This is a genomic window from Ensifer sp. D2-11 (assembly GCF_054161295.1).
The window spans coordinates 621,041-647,178 of the sequence record NZ_CP096434.1 but is presented as its reverse complement, the minus strand read 5'-3'; the positions used below and the strand labels follow the sequence as shown (position 1 = coordinate 647,178).

At 62.2% G+C, this 26,138-nt stretch carries 25 protein-coding genes; 13 read left to right on the top strand and 12 right to left on the bottom strand.

The features are described 5' to 3' along the window. Nucleotides 1–90 precede the first annotated feature (90 nt). The 4 genes from M1D34_RS20210 to M1D34_RS20195 form a co-directional block, all read right to left on the bottom strand. Nucleotides 91–1,347, bottom strand: a complete 1,257-nt coding sequence (locus M1D34_RS20210; protein ID WP_498783976.1) for a sensor histidine kinase — start codon at nt 1,345–1,347, stop codon at nt 91–93. 4 nt (nt 1,348–1,351) lie between these two features. Beyond that, on the bottom strand, nt 1,352–2,050 hold the full coding sequence (locus tag M1D34_RS20205; protein ID WP_498783974.1) for a response regulator: 699 nt from the start codon (nt 2,048–2,050) through the stop codon (nt 1,352–1,354). A 36-nt stretch (nt 2,051–2,086) separates the two neighbouring features. Next, nucleotides 2,087–2,638, bottom strand: a complete 552-nt coding sequence (locus M1D34_RS20200; protein WP_498783973.1) for a Spy/CpxP family protein refolding chaperone — start codon at nt 2,636–2,638, stop codon at nt 2,087–2,089. Nucleotides 2,639–2,772: 134 nt separating this feature from the next. Beyond that, nucleotides 2,773–3,309, bottom strand: a complete 537-nt coding sequence (locus M1D34_RS20195) for a 3'-5' exonuclease (protein ID WP_127774422.1) — start codon at nt 3,307–3,309, stop codon at nt 2,773–2,775. A gap of 273 nt (nt 3,310–3,582) precedes the next feature. On the opposite strand from M1D34_RS20195, the gene M1D34_RS20190 reads away from it, so the two are divergent. Continuing rightward, nucleotides 3,583–4,329: a DUF899 domain-containing protein gene (locus M1D34_RS20190; RefSeq protein WP_498783971.1), complete on the top strand. Its 747-nt coding sequence runs from the start codon at nt 3,583–3,585 to the stop codon at nt 4,327–4,329. 203 nt (nt 4,330–4,532) lie between these two features. On the opposite strand, the gene groL is transcribed toward M1D34_RS20190, so the two are convergent. Beyond that, nucleotides 4,533–6,161, bottom strand: coding sequence for a chaperonin GroEL (groL, locus tag M1D34_RS20185; RefSeq protein WP_498783969.1), 1,629 nt, complete (start codon nt 6,159–6,161; stop codon nt 4,533–4,535). A 46-nt stretch (nt 6,162–6,207) separates the two neighbouring features. Further along, nucleotides 6,208–6,522 carry a co-chaperone GroES gene (gene groES / locus M1D34_RS20180; RefSeq protein WP_028005604.1) on the bottom strand — a complete coding sequence of 105 codons (315 nt, stop codon included), beginning with the start codon at nt 6,520–6,522 and terminating at the stop codon, nt 6,208–6,210. A 280-nt stretch (nt 6,523–6,802) separates the two neighbouring features. Here groES and M1D34_RS20175 point away from each other — a divergent pair, with 280 nt between their 5' ends. Beyond that, the gene (locus M1D34_RS20175; protein ID WP_013850607.1) at nt 6,803–7,075 is read left to right on the top strand and encodes an usg protein; all 273 of its coding nucleotides are present in this window, start codon (nt 6,803–6,805) and stop codon (nt 7,073–7,075) included. A gap of 200 nt (nt 7,076–7,275) precedes the next feature. Here M1D34_RS20175 and ltrA read toward each other — a convergent pair whose 3' ends face one another. The 3 genes from ltrA to M1D34_RS20160 all read right to left on the bottom strand — a co-directional run bounded on the left by ltrA (nt 7,276) and on the right by M1D34_RS20160 (nt 11,955). Further along, a complete protein-coding gene (ltrA, locus tag M1D34_RS20170) occupies nt 7,276–8,535 on the bottom strand; it encodes a group II intron reverse transcriptase/maturase (RefSeq protein WP_498783966.1) in 1,260 nt (419 codons plus the stop codon). Between the two features lie 738 nt (nt 8,536–9,273). Further along, nucleotides 9,274–9,873, bottom strand: coding sequence for a dimethylsulfoniopropionate lyase (locus M1D34_RS20165; protein WP_498783964.1), 600 nt, complete (start codon nt 9,871–9,873; stop codon nt 9,274–9,276). A gap of 45 nt (nt 9,874–9,918) precedes the next feature. After that, nucleotides 9,919–11,955 (bottom strand): oxidoreductase, encoded by a 2,037-nt coding sequence (locus M1D34_RS20160; protein WP_498783962.1) that lies wholly within the window; start codon nt 11,953–11,955, stop codon nt 9,919–9,921. 141 nt (nt 11,956–12,096) lie between these two features. Between M1D34_RS20160 and M1D34_RS20155 the strand changes: the two genes are divergently transcribed. The 3 genes from M1D34_RS20155 to M1D34_RS20145 all read left to right on the top strand — a co-directional run bounded on the left by M1D34_RS20155 (nt 12,097) and on the right by M1D34_RS20145 (nt 14,905). Continuing rightward, on the top strand, nt 12,097–12,723 hold the full coding sequence (locus tag M1D34_RS20155; protein ID WP_498783960.1) for a TetR/AcrR family transcriptional regulator: 627 nt from the start codon (nt 12,097–12,099) through the stop codon (nt 12,721–12,723). 98 nt (nt 12,724–12,821) lie between these two features. Further along, nucleotides 12,822–13,823 (top strand): ABC transporter substrate-binding protein, encoded by a 1,002-nt coding sequence (locus M1D34_RS20150; RefSeq protein WP_498783958.1) that lies wholly within the window; start codon nt 12,822–12,824, stop codon nt 13,821–13,823. Between the two features lie 98 nt (nt 13,824–13,921). Beyond that, nucleotides 13,922–14,905 (top strand): L,D-transpeptidase family protein, encoded by a 984-nt coding sequence (locus tag M1D34_RS20145; protein ID WP_498783956.1) that lies wholly within the window; start codon nt 13,922–13,924, stop codon nt 14,903–14,905. A gap of 263 nt (nt 14,906–15,168) precedes the next feature. On the opposite strand, the gene arsK is transcribed toward M1D34_RS20145, so the two are convergent. Beyond that, nucleotides 15,169–16,374: an arsenite efflux MFS transporter ArsK gene (gene arsK / locus M1D34_RS20140; RefSeq protein ID WP_498783955.1), complete on the bottom strand. Its 1,206-nt coding sequence runs from the start codon at nt 16,372–16,374 to the stop codon at nt 15,169–15,171. Nucleotide 16,375: 1 nt separating this feature from the next. Further along, nucleotides 16,376–16,741 carry an ArsR/SmtB family transcription factor gene (locus tag M1D34_RS20135; RefSeq protein WP_498783953.1) on the bottom strand — a complete coding sequence of 122 codons (366 nt, stop codon included), beginning with the start codon at nt 16,739–16,741 and terminating at the stop codon, nt 16,376–16,378. A 174-nt stretch (nt 16,742–16,915) separates the two neighbouring features. Here M1D34_RS20135 and M1D34_RS20130 point away from each other — a divergent pair, with 174 nt between their 5' ends. From M1D34_RS20130 to M1D34_RS20110, 5 genes are all read left to right on the top strand, one after another. After that, entirely contained in the window at nt 16,916–17,239 is a 324-nt protein-coding gene (locus M1D34_RS20130; RefSeq protein ID WP_498783951.1) for a hypothetical protein, read from the top strand. A gap of 255 nt (nt 17,240–17,494) precedes the next feature. Beyond that, complete coding sequence (locus M1D34_RS20125; protein WP_498783949.1) at nt 17,495–17,716, top strand: heavy-metal-associated domain-containing protein; 222 nt, start codon at nt 17,495–17,497, stop codon at nt 17,714–17,716. A gap of 221 nt (nt 17,717–17,937) precedes the next feature. Continuing rightward, nucleotides 17,938–20,421, top strand: a complete 2,484-nt coding sequence (locus M1D34_RS20120) for a heavy metal translocating P-type ATPase (RefSeq protein WP_498783947.1) — start codon at nt 17,938–17,940, stop codon at nt 20,419–20,421. A gap of 63 nt (nt 20,422–20,484) precedes the next feature. Next, nucleotides 20,485–20,928: a Cu(I)-responsive transcriptional regulator gene (cueR, locus tag M1D34_RS20115; protein WP_498783945.1), complete on the top strand. Its 444-nt coding sequence runs from the start codon at nt 20,485–20,487 to the stop codon at nt 20,926–20,928. Between the two features lie 25 nt (nt 20,929–20,953). Beyond that, on the top strand, nt 20,954–23,173 hold the full coding sequence (locus M1D34_RS20110) for a copper-transporting P-type ATPase (protein WP_498783943.1): 2,220 nt from the start codon (nt 20,954–20,956) through the stop codon (nt 23,171–23,173). A gap of 14 nt (nt 23,174–23,187) precedes the next feature. On the opposite strand, the gene M1D34_RS20105 is transcribed toward M1D34_RS20110, so the two are convergent. After that, nucleotides 23,188–23,634, bottom strand: coding sequence for a YqaA family protein (locus M1D34_RS20105; protein WP_498783941.1), 447 nt, complete (start codon nt 23,632–23,634; stop codon nt 23,188–23,190). A 272-nt stretch (nt 23,635–23,906) separates the two neighbouring features. Here M1D34_RS20105 and M1D34_RS20100 point away from each other — a divergent pair, with 272 nt between their 5' ends. The 3 genes from M1D34_RS20100 (at nt 23,907) to M1D34_RS20090 (ending at nt 26,105) form a co-directional block, all read left to right on the top strand. Then, nucleotides 23,907–24,998, top strand: a complete 1,092-nt coding sequence (locus M1D34_RS20100) for a glycosyltransferase family 4 protein (protein ID WP_498783939.1) — start codon at nt 23,907–23,909, stop codon at nt 24,996–24,998. Nucleotides 24,999–25,092: 94 nt separating this feature from the next. Then, nucleotides 25,093–25,725, top strand: a complete 633-nt coding sequence (locus M1D34_RS20095; protein WP_498783937.1) for an exopolysaccharide biosynthesis protein — start codon at nt 25,093–25,095, stop codon at nt 25,723–25,725. Nucleotides 25,726–25,892: 167 nt separating this feature from the next. After that, a complete protein-coding gene (locus tag M1D34_RS20090) occupies nt 25,893–26,105 on the top strand; it encodes a hypothetical protein (protein WP_498783935.1) in 213 nt (70 codons plus the stop codon). The last annotated feature ends 33 nt before the right edge of the window (nt 26,106–26,138 follow it).

Here is a 26,138-nt window from a genome sequence, read left to right as displayed (position 1 = left end):
CGTCGAGATGCCTGATCGTTCAAAGTAAGAGTGTCCGGCCCCTCTCTCCGAATTATGGACGGATCGTGACCCCGGCGCCTTACCGATCCCTCACAGGGTTGCTTTGCTGTGCACAGGCAGCGTCACGACGAAGCAGGCACCGCCGTCAGGCGGAGATTCGTAGCGGACGCCGCCGCCGTGACGTTCGGCGATCTGGCGCACCAGCGCCAATCCCAAACCCCAGCCGCCGGCGGCCTCGCTACGTCCCGACGGGCGATAGAATGGCTCGAAAACGCGATGCCTCTCGCTATCCGCTATGCCGGGCCCGTGATCGCGGACCCTAAGGATCGCAGCACCGTCCGCCTGCGCGACAGCGGCTGTGACAGGTGGACCGCCGTGGTGCAGCGCGTTCTGCAGGAGGTTGCGCACGAGCCTGCGAAGCAGGCGAGCATCGCCTGCGACGATCGCAGGCGTACCCGAAACCTCGACATCATTGTGTGCACCCTCTTCCGAGACGAGAGCCAGAAGGTCGATGGACTCCAGCGCATCGAGGTTCTCGACGTGGTCCAGCCTGCTTGCGAGCAGTATCTCCTCGATCAGCGTGTCCAGCTCGGAAAGGTTGCGGATGATTTCCTGCTTGCGATCGTCGTTCGGCGCCTGCTCGTAGAGGTCGATCGCCATGCGCAGGCGCGCAAGCGGCGAGCGCAATTCATGGCTGGCATTGGCGAGCAAGGCCCGGCGCGACTTGATCAGCCGCTCGACCTGGTCGGCGGCCCTGTTGAAGCTCTTGGCCACCGCCGCCACCTCGTCGCTGCCGTCCTCCGGCACGCGTGCCACGAAATCGCCCTTGCCCCAGGCATCCACGCCCGCGCGCAGCCGCTCCAGCCGGCGGGTCAGGTGACGCACCACCGGATAGGCGGCCAGCCCGATGACACCGGCGATCAAAGCCAGGTAGGCGAGCGGATTGCGGCCGGACGGACGCAAGGGCCGCTCCATGCGCGCAGCCACGGTACGGCCGTCGGGCAGTTCGGTCACCATGGTGTGAAAATTGCCCGGGCCGTGGCGCCAAGGCTGGTCGAGAATGTCGCGCGGAAGCGGGCGGCCGACGCTTGCGATCAGCCTGCCCCGCGGGTCGTATACGGCGATGTCGGCGCCGAAGGCCCGTGAAAACCGCTCGATGGTCGCCTCGACGGCCCGGGTGTCCATGTGTGGCGGAATGAGTGCGGCGACGAACCGGGCGCGCTGGCTTTGCCAACCGGATTCCTCCTCGCCCTGCCCCAACCAAACGAATGCGGCGCTGGCGACGGCAACCGCGGCAAGGCTCGCGAGCAGTGTCAGGTAGATTTTCAGGAACAGCCGGCTGCGCATCGCTCTATCTCATATCGTCCTGATAGCGGGCGAAGACATAGCCGGCGCCGCGCACGGTAATGATGCGCCTCGGATGCTTGGGGTCGCTCTCGATCGCCGCCCTTATGCGCGAGATGTGGACGTCGATCGACCGGTCGAAAGCATCCAGCTCCTCGCCCTTGACCGCATCCATCAACTGTTCGCGCGAGAGCGTGCGGCCGGGATTTTCGGCCAGCGCCACAAGCAGGTCGAACTGGTAGCTGGTCAGCGTACACTCGCGGCCGTCGATCCTGACGCAGCGGGAGCCGGGATCGATCTCCATCTGTCCGAAGCGAAGGGTCCGCGCAACCGCGGCGCTGCCGTTTCGGCGGCGCAGGATCGCCTTCAGCCGCGCCAGAAGCTCGCGCGGATTGAAGGGCTTGGGCAGATAATCGTCGGCCCCGAGCTCCAGCCCGACGATGCGATCCGTCTCCTCGCCTTTGGCCGTGAGCATCAAGACGGGGACGTCCGAGACCGCGCGTATGCGTCGGCAGGTTTCGAAGCCGTCGAAATCCGGCAGCATGACGTCGAGGATGACGACGTCAGGGGTGCGGCGCCCGAGTTCGGCGATGCCCGCCGTGGCGGTCGCCGCGGTATGAACGGTGTAGCCATTTCCGGAGAGATAGTCGGAGAGCATGGCGGACAGGCGCGTGTCGTCGTCAACAATCAAGACCCGTTCCGCCATCCCTGCGCTCCGCTCAATCTTCCGCCCGACTCATACTTACCACCGGCCGTGGCCCCTGCGCTTCTTCAAATGCTCGACGAGCTTGGCGCGTTGCTCCGGCGTCAGCACCTCGGCCGCGTCGAGCAGCGCGGTCGTCATCTTGCGGGAGGCTTCGTCAATGGCTGCAATGCGTTCGCTGCGAAGTTTCTCGGCGGCGGCCCGGTCGATGGACGGCGCGCCCAGGAGTTCGATAACCTCTTCGCGCGTCTCGCGGAAGTCCCGGAACGTGGGCCTGATCTCGGCGCGGGCATCGTCGATGATGTCCCAAAGCTTGTCTTCCTGTTCGGGTGTTGCATCGAGTTCGTCGAGCATGGTGCCGATCCGGTGTTCCATAAAGCCGCCACCTCCCATATGCGCGTGCATAACATGGCCGCCAATACCGAAACGGCCCATGCCGACGCCGAAATCGTCGCTACGCGCGGCTGCAAATCCGACCGCGCTGACGGCCGCGACGGCTGCGAGGCCGCCGATCGCGGCGTGCCGTCCCCATCCTTTCGAAACGGCTTTGCCGGCGCCCGGGCCCGACAGGTCCTTGTCTTCGTTTTCCATTGCCAGTCTCCTTTGCTCCGCAGCACCTGCTGCGATGGAGGAAAGCTAACCGGGCAACGTTTCGACCGTTCTGGGCGAATGTAAAGAAATGTAAAGCCGCCGCGGCGCCGCAGGCCTGGGAGGCTGCGCGCGAGCTACAGGGATCCGGCGCGCTCCGCCGCCGCCTTGCTGACCAGCCTCAACCGATCCAGTTCCAGGCATGCATCGGGAAGGGCTCTATGGACGGGCGGCGGCCCGGTTGCGCCGATGACGCCGAGGACCAGGTCCGATATCTCCTGATCCGAAAACCTGCCGCCCATCTTGCGCCGTGCCGCGTCGAGGAAGGCCTCGTCGGACCTTTTCAGCCGTAGAGCATGCCTTGGCAGCCCGGCAGCTCTCAACAGCACGCTCAGCCATTTGCCGTCCCAGGAGGGTGCGCTGGCATAAAGGCGGTGTCCGGCCAGTTCACGGATCATTTCTTCGGCGACGAACGCGACAGGGAGCCCCTCCGCGCGAAGCAGATCCCTCGATATGCCGTGGACCTCCTCGGCTTCGGCGGACCAGTCGATCCAATCCGGAGCCGGACGTATCAGATAGGAACGCGATCGGCCGTCCTGGAAGACCCAGGCGACCTCTATGGGGAAGCTTTTCTTGCTCAGAGAGGATGCTTCGAAGTCCAGGAATACGATCATTCGCGGCCACGTTCTTTCAAATGCACCAGCGTAATCTAGGTCAGTCCCGCTCGATCGACATGTCCCAGGCGACCTCACGCGATATGTCGGAATGTCACGCGGGCACCAGCAGCTCCAATGAAATGGCGCCACACTTGTTACTCCCATCATCGGCGTTCCGGTGCCAAACTACTTCAAGCCCGACAGCCAGGCCATGGCGCGATCGGGATCGCGCCTCGAGGAGGCGCCAATGCGTACAGATTGCCGAAGCGCACAAACTGGAGGTGCCGAGCCATGACGAAACCAATGCACACGCCACCCGTCGTCCCGCCGCAGGCCTGGGAGGCTGCGCGCGAACAGCTGCTCGTCAAGGAAAAGGCCCTGACCCGGGCGCGCGACGCGCTTGCCGCCGAGCGCCGGCGGATGCCGTGGATGGCTGTAGAGAAGGAATATGCGTTCGAAGGCCCCGCGGGCAGGGTCAGCCTCGTCGACCTGTTCGACGGTCGGCGTCAGCTGATCGTCTACCGCGCCTTTTTCGAACCGGGCGTTTTCGGCTGGCCCGACCACGCCTGCAGAGGCTGCTCCATGGTGGCCGATCAGGTTGCGCACCTCGCCCACCTGAACGCCCGTGACACAACCCTCGTCTTCGTCTCGCGGGCACCCCAGGCAGACATCGCCCGGCTGAAGGCGCGCATGGGATGGCAGATCCCCTGGTTTACCGTGACGGACAGCTTCGACGCCGATTTCGGGGTGGACGAGTGGCACGGCACGAACGTGTTCTATCGCGACGGCGACCGCGTTTTCCGTACCTACTTCATCAACAATCGCGGCGACGAGCAGATGGGCAGCACGTGGAATTACCTCGACATCACGCCGCTCGGCCGGCAGGAAGTCTGGGAGGATTCGCCCGAAGGCTATCCGCAGACCCCGACCTACAAATGGTGGAACTGGCACGACAGCTACGTCAAAGACGCCGAGCCGGACAAGAAGTGGGTCGAGGTGTCGGACGCCGGAGAGGCGGCGTTCCGAAATCAGGACTAGCGAGGGGCGATTTTAGGTCGGGTCGACCAGATTTGGGGTACCCGGGGCGGCTTGTTTGATTCCCTCATCCCTGTGACGAGCACAGGGATGAGGGAAACTTCCGATACCTTGGAGCGGTATGGCAGTCTTAGCAAAGACTTAGGGAACTTGCCCTTGGAAGGGAGGCCCGCCCCCCGAGGGCAAGGGCGGGCCCGGTCGATCGCTTAAAAGTCCATGCCGCCGCCGGCCGGAAGCGCCGGTGAGGCTTCCTTCTTGGGCTTTTCGGCGATCATGGCTTCGGTCGTGACGAGAAGACCGGCAACCGAAGCTGCGTCCTGAAGCGCGGTGCGGACGACCTTGGCCGGGTCGATGACGCCCATGGCATAGAGATCGCCATATTCGTTGGTCTGGGCATTCCAACCATAGGAGAACTCCGTCTTCTCGCGCAGCTTGCCGACGATGATAGAGCCCTCGGCTCCAGCGTTTTCCGCAATCTGGCGGACGGGAGCTTCGATAGCGCGGCGCACGAGATCGACCCCGACGCGCTGATCGTTGTTGGCGGTCTCAAGGCCGTCGAGAGCCTTGACCGCCCGCAACAACGCGACGCCGCCGCCGGGCAGTATCCCTTCCTCGACTGCCGCCCGCGTCGCATGCAACGCGTCGTCGACGCGGTCCTTCTTTTCCTTCACCTCGACTTCGGTAGAGCCACCTACGCGGATGACTGCGACGCCGCCGGCGAGCTTGGCAAGGCGTTCCTGCAGCTTCTCGCGATCATAGTCGGAGGTCGTTTCCTCGATCTGGGCGCGGATCTGCGTGGTACGGCCCTCGATCTCGGCTTTCGAACCCGCACCGTCGATGATGGTGGTGTTCTCCTTCTCGATCGAGACTTTCTTGGCCCGGCCCAGCATGTCGAGCGTGACGCTTTCAAGCTTGATGCCGAGGTCTTCCGAAACGACGGTGCCGCCGGTCACGATGGCGATGTCTTCCAGCATGGCCTTGCGGCGGTCGCCGAAGCCGGGCGCCTTGACGGCAGCAACCTTGAGGCCGCCGCGCAACTTGTTGACGACGAGGGTGGCGAGCGCCTCGCCTTCCACATCCTCGGCGATGATGAGGAGCGGCTTGCCGGACTGGACGACCGCTTCGAGCACCGGCAGCATGGCCTGCAGGTTCGAAAGCTTCTTTTCGTGGATGAGGATATAGGGATCCTCCAGTTCCACGCGCATCTTGTCCTGATTGGTGATGAAATAGGGAGAGAGATAGCCGCGGTCGAACTGCATGCCCTCGACGACCTCGAGTTCCGTCTCGGCCGTCTTGGCCTCCTCGACCGTGATCACCCCTTCATTGCCGACCTTCTCCATGGCCTCGGCGAGATAGCGTCCGATCTCGGTGTCGCCATTGGCGGAAATGGTGCCGACCTGAGCGATCTCGGAATTTTTGGAGATCTTCCTGGCGTTGTTCTTCAATTCCTTCACGACCGCATCGACTGCGAGATCGATGCCGCGCTTCAAGTCCATCGGGTTCATGCCCGAGGCGACGGCCTTGGCACCTTCCCGGACGATTGCCTGTGCGAGCACCGTAGCGGTCGTCGTTCCGTCCCCGGCAAGGTCGTTGGTCTTGGAAGCGACTTCGCGCAGCATCTGCGCGCCCATATTCTCGAACTTGTCCTCGAGTTCGATCTCCTTGGCGACGGAGACACCGTCCTTGGTGATCCGCGGCGCACCGAACGACTTGTCGATAACGACGTTACGGCCCTTCGGACCGAGGGTTACCTTTACGGCATTGGCCAGCACGTCGACACCACGCAGCATGCGCTCGCGTGCGTCGGTCTGGAATTTGACTTCCTTCGCAGCCATTTCTTCACTCCTTAATAGGCAGCTTGTTGACTGTATCTTCGAATTATCAGGCGGCTATCTTCTCGGCGGCCTGCGCCTCGATGATTCCCATGACATCGCTTTCCTTCATGATCAGCAGATCTTCGCCGTCGATCTTGATCTCGGTGCCGGACCACTTGCCGAACAGGATGCGGTCGCCCACCTTGACGTCGAGCGGCTGGATCTGACCCTGTTCGCTGCGCGCGCCGGGACCTACAGCGAGGACTTCGCCTTCCTGGGGCTTCTCCTTGGCAGTGTCGGGGATGATGATGCCGCCTTTGGTCTTCTCTTCGGACTCGACGCGGCGGACGAGAATACGATCATGAAGCGGTCGAAACGCCATGTTTTCCTCCATGGACAAACATTGATGATCTTGTTCCCCATCCCGGACCGGATGACCAATCCGGACGGGTGCGAAGCCTCGTTCGAGCACTTCGCGCGGGATGATCTGGTTGGGCTAAAAATAGATTTCAAGAGGCCCCGGCAAAAAAATTAGCAGCGCTTCGACGCGGCTGCTAACAGACTGGAAAGGAACCCGAATTTCGCTGTGACGTTAAGGTCATGCCGGGGCGCCCCGCAAGATCAGCCGGGAGCCGGCGAATGATATGTAACGGAGATGAAGCATGCGATTTTCATCGGATCTCGAGCGCCAGCTCAACGGTTACGGTCTCACAACCGCGCATATCCTCTACCGCATTCCCGATTTCGAATCCGTCCTGCAGACCTATGTCTGGCAGGATTACGACCTCGCACCGGAATTTCCCCAGATGCGAAAGTTCCTCGATTTCTGGCAGACCAATCTCGACGGGCCACTCCACTCCGTGCGATTCACCCACAAACGGCTGATCGGCCCGAACGAGTGGCGGCAGGTGGACGGCGAATTCAACATTCACTGAGTTCCGGCGTTAAAAGACGCTTGCGCCCTCGCGTTCTGAGGCCGTCGAGATTCATCTGGAGTCTATGACGGCTGCTGCGAGATGGATGATGGCGCTTCTCCTCGCCCTCATCTCTGTGCTTGTCACAGAATCGGGTAGGAGGGAGCCTTGCGGCGTCCCTCCTCCCACACCACCGTGCGTACGGTTCCGTACACGGCGGTTCATGCAGCGTGGTTTAGGCGTCGGAGTTCCCTCTGGAGCGAGATCAGTCCGAGTTGGTCGAAGAAGGCTCGACGGATGGCATAGTTCATGTGGCGTTCCCCGGAGTTCCACCAAGGGCCGCGGCCGTTTCCGGTCGCGTCACGCGCATGCTGTTCCGTCAGGCCGTGTTGCATCATCCGCATAAACCGGGTGGCCGGTCGCTTCCATTGCCGCCACAGGATGCAGCGCAGTTTGCGCCGCAGCCAGCCGTCCAGGTCCCTGGCAACCCTTTCCGCTTCGCTCAGCCGGAAGTAGGCGATCCAGCCGCGCAGGATCGGGGTGAGGTCTTTGACGGTGGCGGCTAGGGTGCGGCCGCGCCCGGCGCGCAACACCGGCTTTAGCTTACCCTTGAACCGCTTCACGCTCGAGACCGCAATCTGCAGACGCGGCCTCTCGTTGGCAGTCATGGTGTAGCCAAGGAAGTTGCGCCTCCACGGTCGGTCGACGGCACTCTTGGCGCCGTTGACCGCGAGCTTCAGCCGTTCGGCAAGGAAGCGGGTGAGCGAAGCCATGACCCGCTCGCCTGCACGCTGCGATCGCACATAGACATTGCAATCGTCGGCGTAGCGGCAGAAGGCATGCCCGCGCCTCTCCAGTTCCTTATCGAGATCGTCGAGCAGGATATTCGACAGCAGCGGCGAAAGCGGGCCGCCTTGCGGCGTCCCCTCGCTGCGAGCCATCGCGATCCCGCCCGTCATCAACCCGGCCTGCAGGTAGCGGCGGATCAGCCGTAACGCCCGCTTGTCCGTGACCTTGCGCGCCACGCGAGCCATCAGCACGTCGTGGTTCACCCGGTCGAAGAACTTCTCCAGATCGAGATCGACCACAAAGCGGCGGCCGTCGGTCGCGTGCGACCGGGCGGCCAGTACCGCGTCATGGGCGCTCCGCCCCGGCCGGAAGCCGTAGGAAGAAGCGGAGAAGTCCGGGTCGAAGATCGGCATCAGCACCTGATGCATCGCCTGCTGAATGAGCCGGTCCAATGCCGTCGGGATGCCCAATTGCCGCATCCCTTTGCCACCGGTTTTGGGGATTTCCACCCCGCGCACCGGCGCCGGCCTGTAACGGTCCGCCAGCAGTTCTTCCCTGATGCGCGGCCAGTGTTCAAGGAGATATGGCTTCAACTGCTCGACGGACATCTTGTCGATGCCCGGCGCGCCCTTGTTCGCCACCACCCGGCGCAAGGCCGCCATCATGTTCTCGCGGCTGAGGATCGTCTCCATCAGTCGCTCGTCTGCCTCCGGTCGTGAGCGTGGGGGCCCTGCCGTGATGTTTGATGCACCCAATGCCTGTCCTCGCGACTTCCGGCCGCGGTTCTCGGCGTGGGCATGGGGCCTCTCAACCCCATCTTCTGCTTCTGTTGCCATCATCGAAAGACCTTGCTCCGTCCGGCACTCCATGTTCAGCCCTTCACCGCTCGGTTGCGGCTACTACGGCCTCTGCTGACTCCTGCCCTCCCATCCCAACATCTCTCGATGCCGGTAGCACACCTGAAACAGGCGGCAGGACGACAGGCCTCCCGAGGTAAGGCGCGTGACCTTCGTGCCATATACCTGGCCCATCTACGACCACACCCTCCGGGTGACATTGGGCTTTGGACTGGATCGCTCCCTCGCCCGGATGCAGCCGCCTCCTATGAGCTTCCTGTTCGTCAGGCCGGCACTTTGCTTACAGCTTCCTTCAGACCCCGCCTCGCGACGACGCCCTTGCTGTTCGGCTAGCGGTTCCCGTCACCAGGGCTCGCAGAGGACTTTCACCTCCAAGTCATCGGACGGATACCACCCCGGCCAATCGGTGCTTGCGCACCACGCGCCATGCTCGGCGCACGATCCAGCAGCGCCGCGTCCGCGGCGCGGGGAGAGTTCTTTCAGACTAAGGACTTGGTCTGGCTGGATCCCTGTGACGAGCACAGGGATGAGGAGATCAAACAAGTAGCGTTGGGTCCCGAATCTCACAAGGCCCTAAGACGGCTTCGCCAGTAATGCCCAGAATGCCAGTAGCGGCGTGTCGACCGATCGCATTGCGTGCCTGATGCCCGGCTCGTTGTAGAACGAGCCGCCGAGGCCCGGTGAAAACCATTCTCCCTCCCCCTGCCGGAATTCTCCCTTCGACAGAACGAGATAGACCTCCTCAGGCGCGTGCTCATGGTCCGGATAACGCACATGCGGCGCCATCAATGTAACTCCGAGCCAGACATCGCTGCGCTCTTCGAGACCGCCAGGTCCGACGATCATCGCGTTCGCATGGCCCTCGAGGAAATTCGCGCTCTCGGAACCGTCGCAACCGGTGCGCCGGCGCCATGCGAGAAAGGGCTCGACTGCCCTGAACCGGTCGATGAGACGTCGCAGCGGCCCGTGTTCCGTTTCGATGGAGAGCGCCGTCTCAAGGTGGGAACACACCGGCAGGCGGCTTCCGTGGCCCCGCCTTTCCACGGCCGGCACCTCGAGCACAGAAGAAATCTGCAGGATCGAGCGGCGCGATTGCGGAGCCTGCGCGAAATGATCGAACGCTTCAAACGCACTGGCGATGAACAACTGAAGGGCATCGCTGCGAGGTGACATTGATAGGTCCTTCTAGGAATGAAAGGTCTGGGGACCTGCCTGGCGTCAGATATCCTTGAGAAGGCGGAGAGCGTCGTAGATCGCGGCGTGGGTGTTGCGCGCCGCGACCGCGTCGCCGATACGGAAGAGCTGGAACTTGCCCTCGGCGTTGCGGACGACCGATTGCGGTTCCCCGGCGATCATTTGGTCGTGCGCGATCTCGCCCAGATTGCTGGAGAAGGGCTTCAGCTCGAAATAGAGTTCATCGAGCGGGATGGTCCCATGATTGACGACCACCTGGTCGAAAGTCCGCTGTTTGGAGATACCCCCGTAGTCGCTGCCGACATGGGCGACCAGTTGATTGCCGCTCTTCTCTACCGCTTCCAGACGGTAGGTGACGGTAAATGTCACATCGAGCTTCTGCAGGGAACGCATGTAAGGCACGAGGTTCATCGCCATGACCTCCGGCGCGAAGGAGCGGTCGGGCGTCATGATCTCGACCCTGGCGCCGGCATTGGCGAGAAATTCGGCGGCCTGCAGAGCGGCGTGGTCGCCAGCGTCATCGAAGATCAGGACGTTGGTGCCCGGCTTTGCGTCGCCGGAAATGATGTCCCAGGCGGACACGACGAGCTCGTTGCCCCTCGACAGCACCTCCGTATGCGGAAGCCCGCCGGTGGCGATGATGACGACGTCAGGATTTTCCGCCTGAATGGCCTCCGCTTCCGCCCATGTGTTGAAATGGAAGGTGACGCCAAGTTTCTCGCACTGGCTCATGCGCCAGTCTATGATGCTGATCATTTCCCGCCGGCGCGGGCTCTGCGCAGTCAGGCGGATCTGGCCGCCCGGATCGCTCGCCGCCTCGAACACAACCACCTCGTGGCCACGCTCCCCCGCCACGCGTGCCGCCTCGAGACCGGCCGGTCCGGTCCCGACGACGACCACTTTCCTGCGACAGTGCGCCTTCGCGATGCTGTGCGGCATCGTCAGCTCGCGTCCGGTCGCAGCATTGTGGATGCAATAGGCGGCGCCCCCCTGGTAGATGCGGTCGAGACAGTAGTTCGCACCGACGCAGGGGCGAATGTCGTCCTCCCGCTTCTCGATGATCTTGCGGACGATGTGCGGATCGGTCATGTGGGCGCGGGTCATCCCGACCATGTCGACCTTGCCGGACGCAATCGCGTGGCGCGCGGTCGCGACGTCAGGGATTTTCGCCGCATGGAAGGTCGGGAAGTTCGTCGCTGCGCGTATCTCGCCGGCGAAGTCGAGATGCGGCGAATTGGCCATGCCCTGAATAGGGATCACATCCGTCAGTCCGGGGTCGGTATCGATATGGCCGCGAATGATGTTCAGGTAGTCGATAAGTCCGCTTTCCTTGAGGCGTTTCGAGATCTCAAGGCCTTCCGCCTTGTCCGTCCCCCCGGGAAGGCATTCATCGGCCGTGTATCGCACGCCCAGGATGAACTCGTCTCCGACACGTGCCCGGACCGCCTTCAGGACGTCGAAACAGAAGCGCATGCGGTTGTCGAGCGAGCCGCCGTAGGGACCATCGAGTTCGTTCGTCAATGGCGAGGCGAACTGGTCGATGAGGTGACCATAGGCCTCGAGTTCGACGCCATCCATTCCGCCGGCCTTCATGCGCTCCGCCGCATCGGCAAAATCCTTGATGATCCTGTCGATATCCCAGTCTTCGATCTTCTTGGGGAAGGCGCGATGCGCCGCTTCGCGGTGATGCGAGGGAGCGACGACCGGAAGCCAGTCTCCCTTGTCCCACCGCGTGCGCCGGCCGAGATGGGTGAGCTGGATCATGATCGCCGCCCCCTCCTCGTGCACGGCGTCGGTCATCTCCCTGATCCACGGCACGATCTCGTCCCTGTAGGCGAGCAGATTGTTGAAGACCGGCGGGCTGTCCTTCGAGACGGCCGCCGAACCGGCGGTCATCGTCATCGCCACGCCGCCCCGCGCGCGCTCCACCGTATAGGCTCGATAGCGCTCCTTCGGCATGCCGTCCTCCGGATAGGCCGGCTCGTGTGCCGTCACGATGATGCGGTTACGCAGCGTCAGGTGCTTCAGCTGGTACGGTTGAAGGAGGGGGTCGTTCGGCATCTGGGGGCTCCGGCTTGGTCGTGTCAGCAGCCTAAGTGGAAATGTACATATGTGTCAATAAATCAGGCATTGCAGTCAGGGCCGACGACACTGATGTACATTTTTCTTGCGGGGTATCCTTCGATTTGCTAAATAGCGACGATGGAGCAGATCACGAGCGACAGCGGCTGGCGCGGTTCCCCGGATGTCTGGCTTGGAGCGGCCTACGAATCCCTGCTCGATGCCGGCATCGATGCGGTGAAGATCCAGCCGCTTGCGAAGAAGCTCAATCTGTCGCGGACGAGCTTCTATTGGTTTTTCAAGGACCGCGAGGAACTGCTCGACAGGCTCGTGTCGCGCTGGCGCGAAAAGAATACCGGCAATCTGGTAAGACAGTCCGAGGCCTATGCCGAGACGATTGCCGAAGCGATGCTCAACGTTTTCGACTGCTGGCTTGATGGCAGCCTGTTCGATTCGCAGTTCGAGTTCGCGGTGCGAAGCTGGGCCCTGCAGTCGCCTGAAATTCTTGCGGAAGTCCAAAGCGCCGATCAGCAGCGACTCGACGCGCTCACGCGCATGTTCCTGCGGTTCGGGCATGACGAGGCGAGGGCCGATGTGCGTGCGCGCACGATCTATCTCGTGCAGATCGGCTATATCTCGATGCAGACGAAGGAAGACGTATCCGTGCGGATGAAGCGCATCCCGGAATATGTGGAGATATTCACCGGACAAGCACCGGAGCAGAGAGAGCTTGACCGCTTCTTCGCCCGGCATGGCTACTCCGGATAGCGACAAAGGAGGATAAAGAACGAGCGAGGCAGGAGCGGGTATACGCGGCACCCTGCTCTTCCGATAGGACGCCGCAAAAAAGAAAAGGGAACAGTGTAATGGAAAAACTGCTTGCGTCGACATGTCTGATGCTTGGCCTCCTCGCAGGAGCATCGGTATCGAATGCCGCCGAGTGCGGGAGCGTCACCATTGCCAGCATGAACTGGCAGAGTGCCGAGGTCCTCTCCAACCTCGACAAGTTCATTCTCAATGAAGGCTATGGCTGCAGTGCCGAGATCACGATCGGCGATACCGTGCCGACAATCACTTCCATGGCGGAAAAGGGCCAACCCGATATCGCGCCCGAAGCATGGATCGACCTCCTGCCCGATGTCGTAAAGAAAGGCCAGGACGACGGTCGTATCGTCACGGTCGGTTCCCCGCTGCCGGACGGCGGCGTACAGGGGTGGTGGATCCCCCAATACCTCGCCGACGCACACCCCGACATCAAGACGATCGGCGACGCGCTGAAGCACCCCGAGCTCTTTCCTGCCTCCGAGGACCCCAGCAAGGGCGCGATCCTGAACGGGCCGCAGGGCTGGGGCGGCACGGTGGTGACGACGCAGCTTTTTAGCGCCTTCGACGGCGAGAAGGCCGGCTTCACCCTGGTCGACACCGGCTCTGCCGCCGGCCTGGACGGCGCCATCGCCAAGGCCTATGAACGCGAGGAGGGTCTTCTTACCTATTACTGGTCTCCTACCGCCCTCCTCGGCAAATACAAGATGGTCAAGCTGGACCCCGGCGTGCCCCATGACGCGGCCGAATGGAAACGCTGCAACACCGTAGCGGATTGCCCCGACCCCAAGCCGAATGCATGGCCGGTCGACACGATCGTGACGCTGGTTGCCAAGCCCTTCTCCGAGCGGGTCGGCCCCGAGGTCATGGACTATCTGACCAAGCGCTCCTGGAGCAACGAGACCGTCAGCCAACTCATGGCCTGGATGACCGACAATCAGGCCAGTGGTGAAGAAGGTGCGAAGCGCTTCCTCGAAGAGAACGAGGACATGTGGTCGAAGTGGGTCTCGCCTGAAGCCGCCGAGAAGATCAAAGCGGCTCTCTGACGGCCTTGCGCCGTGCGGCGTGCAAGATGCACGCCGCATCCACTGCCAAGGGGCAAGGAAATCAGTGGGCGGAACAAGTCGGGCGGGCTGTCCATTTGATGTTCATGAAGAACATCATCCTTGTCGCAGCCGCCCTGTCATTGGGCCTCCATTTCACCGCCAGTGCTGAAGACCTTCAGCCGGAAGCCATCAACAATGCTTCGATTGCCTCGATCGCGCCGGAACGGCCGCCGAAGGAACCGCCTCACCCGGATCCGGCCATCGTCCATCTCCAGATTCTTCTGGATCGCGCGGGGTCCTCTCCCGGGGTGATCGACGGCTACTACGGCGAGAATGTCACCAAGGCCGTCGCGGGATTCGAGGCCATGCAGCGTCTTCCTGTCGATGGAAAGCTGGACCCTGAGGTCGTCAGCCGGCTTCCGCAGGACCAGCCTGTCATCCAGTCCTATGCCATCACGGAAGAGGACACCAAGGATCTCGTCGACGAGATCCCCGACGACTATTCCAAGCAGGCCAAGATGGATCACCTGGGCTATACGAGCGTCGAGGAGAGATTGTCCGAGCGGTTTCACATGGACATCGACCTTCTGAAGGCGCTGAATCCAGGTGCGTCGTTTACCGTCGGTGAGACAGTTTGGATTGCAAAGCCCGGCGTCGCAAAGGAAGGCGCGGTCAAAAGGATAGAAGTGCGCAAGCGAACGGGGCAAGTTCTGGCATTCGCCGAAGATGGTTCGCCGCTCGCTGCGTATCCCGCCTCCATCGGCAGCGAAGGGTCCCCCTCCCCCACGGGCATCCACAAGGTCAAGGGGGTCGCGCGAATGCCCCCTTACGAATACGACCCCGACGTCAACTTCAAGCAGGGCGACAACGACAAGGCCCTGACGCTTCCCAAAGGCCCCAATAACCCGGTGGGAACCGTCTGGATCGATCTGACGGAGCCTACCTATGGAATCCACGGCACGCCCGAACCGTCCTTGATCGATAAAGCTCAGTCACACGGGTGCGTTCGCCTGACGAATTGGGACGCGGAGGAACTTGCGGCGATGGTCAAGCCAGGGGTGGTCGCCGAGTTCACCGACTGAACCTTCGCACCCTCATGTGTCGCAAGACCCGGCCGAAGCGATCTGGGAGGAGCCGGATGTCGCACCGTTGTTCGAGAGCTTTCACCCGGCCGGGTGAGCAGCGCTTGTGTTTCCAAATGCCGTCTACCCAAGAGCTGACCTCCTTGGGTAGACGGTGACTGGACTCCAAGTCCCCTCACCTAATCTGACTTCATTGTCAAAATTGCGCGATAAATGTCCGCATCTCGGGCAATCGCACCAGGAAAGTGGTTTACGGTTTTCCGTCAAAGCGTGAGAGCGTCCGGCCGACGTTTGGCGGCCGATGCTACCGCCAGGAAGGCTCCCATACCTACCGCGCCGAGGCAGGCATTGGCCAACAAGGCGACATCGGTGCCGAAACGTTCCATCAGGACGGAGAAGACAAAGGGTGCCAACGCGCCTGCCGCCAGCCGTGCGGCGGCCATTCTTCCCGTAATCGCACCATAGCCGGCCGATCCGAACAGCCAGAGCGGAAGCGATCCCTGCGCAATGCTGTTGATGCCCGATCCGAGACCGAGACAGATCGCGAAGGCCACAGCCCCTGGCAACCAGGTTCCGGAAAGACCGAGGACGACGACACCCGCCACGATGAGCGTGGCCGACAGGGTCGCGAGCATGGGCGGCAGCAAGTTTGCGCCGAATGTCATGTTGATGAGCCTGCTTAGAACCTGTGACGGTCCGAAGAGCGAGCCGATCATCACGGCTGCCGCCCCGAAGCCGATCGTTCCCAGCATCGGAACCATATGCGTCAGTATCGCGGAAAGTGTGAACCCCTGTAGGGCAAAGGCCAACGAGACAAGAAGCATGCCACGCCGCCTTGCCTGTGCCGGAAGCGCGCCGGCAATCGCTTCCCGGTTCAGGCCGGCAGATTCGATCGCTGCAGGCGTCCGGCTTCGCATGATCCAGCGATGCAGCGGGAGACAGACAAGCAGGTTCAACACCGCATAAGCAATGTAGATTTCTCGCCACGAGAGAAACTCTCCAAGACTCGCGGCAATCGGCCAGAAGATCGTCGAAGCGAAGCCCCCGATCAACGTCAGATAGGTGATGCTGCGTGAAGCCGCCTTGGGACGGATTTCCACAAGTGCCGCAAAGGCTGCCTGATATTGCACCATGCCGGAGGCCACTTCCAGGAGGACTATGGCGATGGCAAACACAGCCGTCGAGGGAGACCAGGCGCATAGCAAAAGAGCCAGAGCGGAGACGGCCGAGCCGGAAGTCATGATCGTCGCGGCGCCGAACCGGTCCATCCATCTTCCAACGAGCGGAGCCGATAGGCCGCCCACCAGCAGCGAAGCGGAAAACACGCCGAACACTTGCTCGACGGTCAGGCCGAGGTCGTGTGCCATTGCGGGCGCAAGGATGCTGAAGCTGTAATAGAGCGTGCCATAGCCGATGATCTGGGTGACGCCGAGTGCGGCGACGATGCCCGCGGGGACCCCGGACTTCATATCAGCCGTTCCCGCCTTCGGCCGGCGTGGAGGATGCCACGCGACACGGGTTTGGCCCGTTCAGTGATGCACGTACGCTGGCGTGTCCGACACAACAGTCCTCCATCAGGAACTTCACAAGATCGGCAAGGGCGTCGTAGCTGGCGCTGTAGACGATCGAGCGCGATTCGCGCCTCTGCGTGATCAATCCGGTCCGCTCCAGCTCCTTCAGGTGGAAGGAGACGTTCGAGGGTGAGACGCCCATCTTTTCTGCTATCGCACCCGCAGCCATGCCGACCGGTCCCGCGACGACGAGTGTTCTCACAATTCCCAGGCGCGTCTCCTGCGACAGGGCGGCGAACGACGATCGGGCTTGTCGCTCTTCCATATTTCAATCTTCCTACAATAATCAAATTAATGCGTAGCCGACCTGACGCAGATCGACAAGTCCGAAGTGAGATCACGGTTCCTGACCTTCAAATCCTTGATCCGCGCAAGCCATGGAACGATCGGCCTGCCGATTTGTTTTCACACATCTGGTTCGGAGATAAAGGAGATTACAATGAGGGTACTCGCTACGATCTTTACAGCAATTTCGATTGCGGGCCTCGCATCCGGTTCAGCCACGGCCGCCTGCAAAGATGGGACTTCAACGGACACCACCGCTTCCATCAATGCTGAAAAGCCGGGGATAGCCAAGGACGGAACCAAGGCCCCGCTGGAAACCGAGAACAATGCTGCCAGCAAGGACGGTCAGACGATGCCTCTGGCTAACCAACAGGGCGGAGGAGACAAGAACCTCGCTACGTCGCAGCAGGACGCCGAAGCTCAGCAGTCAGGCGAGCAGGCAGCCGCCGCGAAGTCTGACGATTGCGTCGTCGAATGAAGCCAACGGCCATCCGAGCCGGGCTGGCTGACGGCGCCTAAGTCGAAGCCGTTTGCAGCTCCCGGGTGGTCTCGCCACTGACGCGGTTGGATGAATGCCGGCCAGCTGGCTCTTGCATGGAGCACCGGCCGGCATCGGCGCTGACCCGCCGGCGAACGCGCCGCAGCGCCCGAAAACAAAATCCTGGCGCTGCCTTGACCCTGACATCGTTGGAAGATGCATGCTGTGGCGGTTTCGTGAAGCAAGGGTGTTTCCATGTACAGTCTCAGCATATCCGATATGACCTGCAGCCACTGCGCCGGCACCGTCGAGAAGGCGGTGAAATCGGTCGATCCGAACGCCAAGGTCACCGTCGACCTCCTGGCGAAAACCGCATCTATCGAGTCCGACATTGGTTCCGCTGCCTTTGTCGCCGCCATCGAGGATGCCGGCTACAAGGCGTCCGCCAGCAACGCCTGCTGCAGCCGAGGGGCCTGAACTCCGTGCAACGCTAGAGCAGTTCAGTGTTTCATTGAAGCACTGAACTGCTCTAAATCTTTAGAGCGACGCGCTTCCGGGCCGAAAACCGTCCTCACTTTCCTGGAACTGCTCTAAGCCTCCCCCTACGGTTTGTGCGCCCGGAAGAAAACGCACAAAGACGCTTGACCTTCCCATTATTGGAAGGAATATGAAGGGTGCAGTTTGGAAAGGACGTTCCGATGACTGCACTGAAAAAGATCGAAAAATCCGCACCGCTTCCGGTTTCCACCGACTTCGGCATCGAGGGCATGACCTGTGCCTCCTGCGTCCGACGCGTCGAAAAGGCGATCATCGCGGTGCCGGGCGTCGCGTCCGCGAATGTCAACCTGGCGACGGAACGGGCAACGGTTCAGTTCGATGGAGAACCGGACACGCTTGCGGTTCTCCACGCGATCGAGAATGCCGGCTACGCGCCGAGGATCGCCACTGAGGAACTCCAGATCGAGGGCATCACCTGCGCCTCCTGTGTTTCTCGCGTAGAGAAGGCGCTGAAGGCCGTCCCCGGCGTTGCGGATGCAGCCGTTAATCTTGCGACGGAGAAGGCGACCGTGCGCTTGATTTCCGGGACCGTCGATCTGTCCGTCCTCGAAGCTGCGGTCCGGGGTGCCGGATACGAGGTTCGCAAGGCCAAGCCTGCCGAGGCTTCGGCAGGAGACGAGGACCATCGCGCAGCCGAGCTCGGCTCTCTCAAATCCGCGGTGACGATCTCGGCGCTGATGACCCTTCCGCTCTTCCTGCTCGAAATGGGGTCACACTTCATTCCGGGCGTCCATGAGTTCATCATGGGCACGATCGGCATGCGAAACAACCTGTACCTTCAGTTTGTGCTCGCCACGCTCGTCCTCTTCGGACCGGCGCTGCGATTCTTCCGGAAGGGCGTGCCGAATCTTCTGCGCTGGACGCCCGACATGAACTCGCTTGTCGTCCTCGGGACCACGGCCGCATGGGGCTATTCGGTCGTTGCGACCTTCGTTCCCCGAGTTCTGCCTTCGGGAACGGCGAATGTCTACTACGAGGCGGCCGCCGTCATCGTCACCCTGGTTCTCCTCGGCCGCTATCTGGAAGCACGGGCGAAGGGTCGCACGAGCCAGGCGATCAAGCGGCTCGTCGGCCTGCAGCCGAAGACGGCTTTCGTCTTGCGCGGCGGCGAATTCGTCGAGGCGCAAATCAGCGAGGTCGTTGCCGGTGACGTCATCCGCATTCGGCCGGGTGAGAAGATCCCTGTGGACGGTACGGTCATCGACGGCAGCTCCTATGTCGACGAATCGATGATCACCGGTGAACCCCTTCCCGTCCAGAAGACGGCCGACAGCGCAGTGGTCGGCGGCACGATCAACAAGACCGGGTCCATTACCTTCAAGGCCACCAAGGTCGGCAGCGACACGCTGCTTGCGCAGATCATCAACTTGGTCGAAACCGCCCAAGGCTCGAAGCTGCCGATCCAGGCCCTGGTCGACAGGGTTACCGGATGGTTCGTTCCGGCGGTAATTCTCGCAGCGGTGCTGACTTTTGCCGCCTGGTATACTTTCGGCCCCTCGCCTGCGCTCTCATTCGCCCTCGTGAATGCCGTAGCGGTCCTGATCATCGCCTGCCCCTGTGCGATGGGCCTGGCGACGCCGACCTCGATCATGGTCGGTACCGGCCGCGCCGCCGAACTCGGCATCCTGTTCCGCAAGGGAGAGGCTCTCCAGAGCCTGCGCGATGCCAATGTGGTCGCGCTCGACAAGACCGGGACTTTGACGAAGGGCCGCCCGGAACTGACCGACCTCGTCGCTGCAGAGGGCTTCGAGGCCGACGAAGTGCTTTTCCTCGTCGCGAGTCTCGAAACGCTTTCCGAGCACCCGATCGCGGAGGCCATCGTGTCGGCGGCAAAGTCCAAAGGGATCGCAACGGCCGCGGTCAACGGCTTCGAAGCGACGCCCGGCTTTGGCGTAAGCGGATCGGTATCCGGGCGGCAGGTGCTGGTCGGCGCGGACCGCGCGCTCGCCACGAACGGGATCGACGTTTCCGGTTTCTCAACCGAGGCCGAGCGGCTCGGCGCCAGCGGTAAGTCGCCGCTCTATGCGGCCATCGACGGACGGCTGGCGGCGATCATCGCAGTGTCGGATCCGGTCAAGGAAACGACGCCTCAGGCGATCAGGTCCCTGCACGAGCTCGGCCTCAAGGTGGCGATGATCACCGGGGACAACCGCCGCACCGCCGAGGCGATCGCCAGAAAGCTCGGCATCGACGAGGTCGTCGCCGAGGTCTTGCCGGAAGGCAAGGTCGAGGCGATCAGAAAGCTTCGGCAGGGCGGCCGGTCGGTCGCGTTCATCGGCGACGGCATCAATGATGCGCCGGCTCTCGCCGAAGCGGATGTCGGCATCGCAGTCGGGACGGGAACCGACATCGCGATAGAAAGCGCCGACGTCGTGCTGATGTCCGGCGACCTGAACGGCGTTGCGAAGGCGATCGCGCTAAGCAAGGCGACGATCCTGAACATCAAGCAGAATCTGTTCTGGGCATTCGCCTACAACGTCAGTCTCATACCGGTCGCAGCCGGCGTCCTTTACCCGGTGAATGGCATCCTGCTTTCGCCGATTTTCGCGGCAGCGGCCATGGCGATGTCGAGCGTTTTCGTCCTCGGCAATGCGCTGCGGCTGAAATCGGTCAACCCGGCCTGAAGACGTAGATGCGAGGGCGATCGGCTGCGGCCGCAAGCCACGCTCGCAGAAAAGGAGAAACAGATGAATATCGGCGAAGCCTCCAAAGCCAGCGGCGTCTCCTCCAAAATGATCCGCTACTACGAACAGATCGGGCTTATCAGTCCCGCCCTTCGAACCGCGTCCAGTTATCGGACTTACGGCGACAACGACGTCCATACGCTTCGCTTCGTGCGCCGGGCACGCGATCTGGGATTCTCGGTGGAGCAGATCAAGGAACTCCTTGCTCTCTGGCGCGATCGGTCCAGGGCGAGTTCCGACGTCAAGGCGGTCGCCCTCGAACACATCGCGGAACTGGAACGCAAGATAGCCGCCATCCAGGAAATGACGCGAACTCTCAAGCATCTCGCGGGCCATTGCCACGGCGACGATCGGCCGGACTGCCCGATCATCGAGGAAATCGCGAACGGGTCCGCCCAAGTGAATACGGAGGTCAATCCCCGCTTCGGCGTCGCCTCGCTGAAATAGCGTCCAATTCGGAACGGAGACTTTGATGGAAGGTCAACAAGAGCATGGGGATCGACACCACCATCACCACCATAATGCCCAGGACGAGAACCCGGCTCGCGCGCAAAAGCATGCGGTCGCCAATCAGACAGAGGGAGCGATCTACACCTGCCCCATGCATCCGCAGGTGAGATTGGTCGGCCCCGGGAACTGCCCGATCTGCGGCATGGCGCTGGAGCCGGAAATCGTGACCGCCGAAACAGGTCCGAGCCCGGAACTCGCCGACATGCGTCGGCGGTTCTGGATCAGCCTCGTCCTGGCGATGCCTGTGCTGACACTGGAGATGGGCGGCCACCTCTTCGATCTTCATATGTTGCTCACACACCAAACGTCGAACTGGCTGCAGCTTGTCCTTGCCACGCCGGTGGTCCTGTGGGGCGGCTGGCCATTCTTCGAAAGGGCATGGCGGTCCATCATCGCGCGACACCTCAACATGTTCACGCTGATCGCCATGGGCACGGGAGCGGCCTGGGTCTACAGTGTCGTCGCAACAACAGCGCCCGGCCTGTTCCCGGCAACGTACCGTTCCGGCGGCGGAGCGGTTGCGGTCTATTTCGAAGCGGCTGCCGTGATTACGGTGCTGGTGCTTCTCGGCCAGGTTCTGGAGTTGCGCGCCCGGGAACAGACGGGCGGCGCCATAAGGGCGTTGCTCGACCTCGCGCCCAAGACCGCTCGCCGCATCGAAGGTGAAGGGAACGAAGTGGACGTACCGCTGGAAGCCGTGTCCGTCGGTGATCGGCTGCGCGTACGGCCGGGCGAGAAAGTGCCTGTGGACGGCACCCTCATCGAAGGCCGCAGTTCGGTGGACGAGTCGATGATCACGGGCGAATCCATGCCGGTCACCAAAGAAGCCGGCGCTCACCTCATAGGCGGTACGATGAACAAGACGGGTGGCTTCGTCATGGAGGCGGACAAGGTGGGACGCGATACCATGCTGTCGCGGATCGTGCGGATGGTCGGCGAAGCGCAGCGCTCGCGCGCGCCTATCCAGCGTTTGGCCGATGAGGTCTCCGGCTGGTTCGTCCCAGCCGTCATCGCGATCGCCGTCACCGCCTTCGCCACCTGGATGTGGTTCGGACCGGAGCCGCGGCTCACTCATGGCCTTGTCGCCGCTGTCGCTGTGCTCATCATCGCCTGCCCCTGCGCCCTCGGTCTTGCCACGCCGATGTCGATCATGGTCGGCGTAGGGCGCGGAGCGCGGCTTGGCGTGCTCATCAAGAATGCGGAGGCACTGGAGCGGTTCGAGAAAGTGGACACGCTGGTGGTCGACAAGACAGGAACGCTCACCGAGGGCAAGCCCAGGGTGACGTCGATCGTCGCGACCGAAGGGCTGCCCGAGGACGAGCTTCTCCGATTGGCCGCAAGCCTCGAAAGGGCGAGCGAGCATCCGCTGGCAGAAGCAATCGTCGACGCCGCGGCGGCGCGCGGCCTGTCCCTCGGCAAGGCGGAGGATTTCGACAGCCCGGTCGGCGAAGGCGTCACGGGTTCGGTCGACAGCCGGAAGCTTATCATCGGCAGTCACCGGATCATGGAAGAAGAAGCCGTCGATGTGTCGGCCCTCACGAACGAAGCCGAACGGCTTCGCGGCGAAGGAGCAACCGTCATCTTCGTGGCCATCGAGGGGCGCGTCGGCGGTCTCTTCGCGATTTCCGATCCCATCAAGGCGACGACCCCCGACGCCATGCGAACATTGATGAATGAAGGTATCCGAGTCGTCATGCTCACCGGGGACAACAGGACGACCGCCAATGCCGTCGCGCGCAAGCTCGGGATCGAAGAGGTCGAGGCCGAGGTGCTTCCGGATCGCAAAAGCGAAATCGTTGCGCGCCTGCGTCAGCAGGGGCGTATCGTCGCCATGGCTGGGGACGGTGTCAACGACGCGCCCGCGCTCGCCGCGGCCGATGTCGGGATTGCTATGGGTACCGGGACGGACGTGGCGATCGAAAGCGCAGGCGTGACCCTCCTCAAAGGAGACCTCCAGGGAACCGCACGGGCACGGCAGTTGAGCCATGCGACGATGAAGAACATCCGGCAGAACCTGTTTTTCGCCTTCTTATACAACGCTGCGGGAGTCCCGGTCGCCGCAGGCATTCTCTATCCTGCCTTCGGTCTCCTGCTCTCACCGATCATCGCGGCGGCGGCAATGGCGTTATCCTCGGTGAGCGTAATCGCCAATTCTCTGAGACTGAGAGGCGTCCGGATATAGCTGACGTAAGCGCATCAGAAGCCTAGAACGGATTTAGCGCCGAGGGTGGCCGCCGCAAGGAAGACGTATCGGCCTGTCTTGGCGATGGCGACGAGGATCAGGAAGGACCAGAGCGGCTCACGCAACACGCCGGCGATCACGGTAAAGGCGTCGCCGAAAAGGGGCATCCAGGAGAAAAGGAGTGTCCAGCGGCCATATCGCCGGTACCATCCGCCTGCCCTCTCCAGCGACGCCTCCTTCACCGGGAACCACGGCCTGTCGTGAAAACGGTCGATGAACCTCCCGAGGAACCAGTTGCATACGGCTCCGAGGATATTGCCGGCGCTCGCCACGGCAATAAGTGCCACGAGCGAGAACTTGCCGGAAGCGAGCAGCCCCACCAGCAACGGTTCGGACTGGAACGGCAGGACGGTGGCCGCCCCAAAGGCGACGAGGAAGAGGCCGGCGTAAGCTGCGGTCATGGGCGCTCAGGTCTCTTCACTGATCGACATCATCATAAAACTATCGGTTCTGCTCATCACATCGTCTCTACCAGAAGCGGCGCTCGGGGCTTCCCTGCGGCTGCATGGCCGGCGCCCATGCAGCCGCAGGTGTGCGCGCGCGGCCCAACTCTGCAAGCACAGCTGGCACTCCGGAACAAGAGCGGCTCTCCGACAATTGTGCAGGGGTGAGAACATCCTTCTTATCGCCGAGGGACGTCCTGCCGACGCCCCTCGATATCAGGAGTTGAGCGATGAAAATTGCGCAGATCGCACCCCTTGCAGAACGCGTCCCGCCGAAACTTTACGGAGGCACGGAGCGAATCGTCCATTGCCTTACCGAAGAACTCGTAAGACTGGGCAATGACGTGACCCTTTTTGCCAGCGGCGATTCGCTTACAAGTGCCGAGCTGGTGCCCTGTTGCGATGTCGCGCTCAGGCTCAATCCGCGAGTGCAGGATTTCCTTCCCCATCACATCGCGATGCTGGAAGAGGTCCGCCGTCGCGCGCCTCAATTCGACGTTCTGCATTTCCATATCGAATTCCTGCATTTTCCCCTGATCAGAGATTTCGCCGACAGGACGGTGACGACACTTCATACACGCCTCGATCTGCCCGATCTGCAGCCTTTCTATCTGGCCTTCCCGGATATCCCCTTGGTCTCGATATCGCAGCATCAGCGAGTGCCGATGCCTCCGGTCAACTGGAGGGGCACTGTGCTGCATGGACTGGACCCGACGATCTTGTCGCTGCGGGAAGGACGATCTGGCGAATATCTGGCATTCCTCGGGCGCATTGCACCGGAGAAGGGTCCCGACCGCGCGATCGAAATCGCCGCACGGTCCGGCATGCCTCTGAAGATCGCTGCGAAGATCGACGCCCAGGACCGCGCCTATTGGGAAGCAGTCGTCGAACCTCTCATCGCAAGCCATTCCAATGTCGAATACATCGGCGAGATAGACGAAAGCCAGAAGGCGGACTTCCTCGGCAATGCGGCAGCACTCCTTTTTCCGATAAACTGGCCGGAACCTTTCGGCCTGGTGATGATCGAGGCGATGGCCTGCGGCACTCCGGTGCTTGCCTTCCGCTATGGCTCGGCGCCGGAGGTGATCGACGACGGTGTGTCGGGGATCCTGGTCGACACGGTCGAGCAAGCGGTCGAAAGCCTCGAACGCGTGCTGGAACTCGACAGGCGCAAGGTTCGCGAGAGCTTCGAGAGACGGTTCACCACCGAACGGATGACACGCGATTATCTCGATATTTACCAGAACCTTCCGGGTGTCCTGAGGCAGACCGCCCCCACCCCGCAAGGCGAGCCCAAGAAAGTCGGCCTCGAGGCGGCATGAGGAGCGCATCGGACGGCGGATAAGATTTTCTGCCACGCCCCTGACGGACCACGTCTGACGCGAACAATGCGATCGCGTCAGGCGTTATCGGTTCATGAAGGCTCGCCCCACCGATGCCATCCGAACAGGCGGCCGGCGCGACAGGAAGGACGCTCCATCGATCGGTGCTCTCGCCGATGCGCTCGTCGCCGGTGCGGCCCGGCAACCGTCTTTGTCGCTCGGCGAATTGCTGCTCCTGATCGGCGATCGGAGTTTCGGCGCCGTTCTGGTCCTGGCGGCAGGCGCAAACCTCTCTCCGGCCGGGGTGATCCCGGCAGCGTCCACGCTGCTCGCGGCGGTCGTCGCCTTCGTTTCGCTGCAGATCGTCGCCGGCCAGCGGCATATCTGGATGCCGCGGTTTCTGCGCCGGAAGACCCTCCCTCGCCGGCTTGTCGAAGGGACGGGCAGGACGATCAAAAAGTGGTCTCTCTGGCTGGATCCATGGCTGACCCGCGGACTGCGCCCCTTGACTCAGCGGCCCTTCGACCGGCTCGCCGGCTTGATTTGCATCCTCTTGGCCGTACCCGTTCCCCTTCTCGAATTCGTCCCCTTTCTAACGAACGTTCCAATGACCATTGTTGCCATCTTCGGCCTCGGACTGTTGGTCAGAAACGGGTTCGTCATGGCGCTCGGCTTCAGCGCAAGTCTCGTCGTCGCCTATTTGGCCTACCGGCTTCTGACGTCATGAGACCGGTGGCTTAGTCATTGGTGTCAAACCGGATTTTTCTTCCGGGCCGGAAGAGCCGGGAGCAAGATTAAAGTCGCAATGTACCGGGAACGTCCAAGAGCCCGGAGCGTTTTCGAATATGTGGCAGCCGGCTGGCGTCCCGAAATCTCAAGACCTGGAGTACAGCCATGGAACTGACGAACGCACGTAAACTTGCGACCGAGTACCTGCGCCTCGGCGGCCATCGCCGGGTAGTGATCGACGATAACCAGACCTCGATCAGGAATTGGGAAAACGAGCCCGAGGAGGCGGAGGACTTCTGGAAGAGCAACATCGAGACGCTGTCGCCGCAGATGCAGCGCGAAGTGGAACTCCTCCTTCCGACGATCAATCGTGCCTGAGGCGCTTGGAACCGAAATCGCGATCCGGAATTG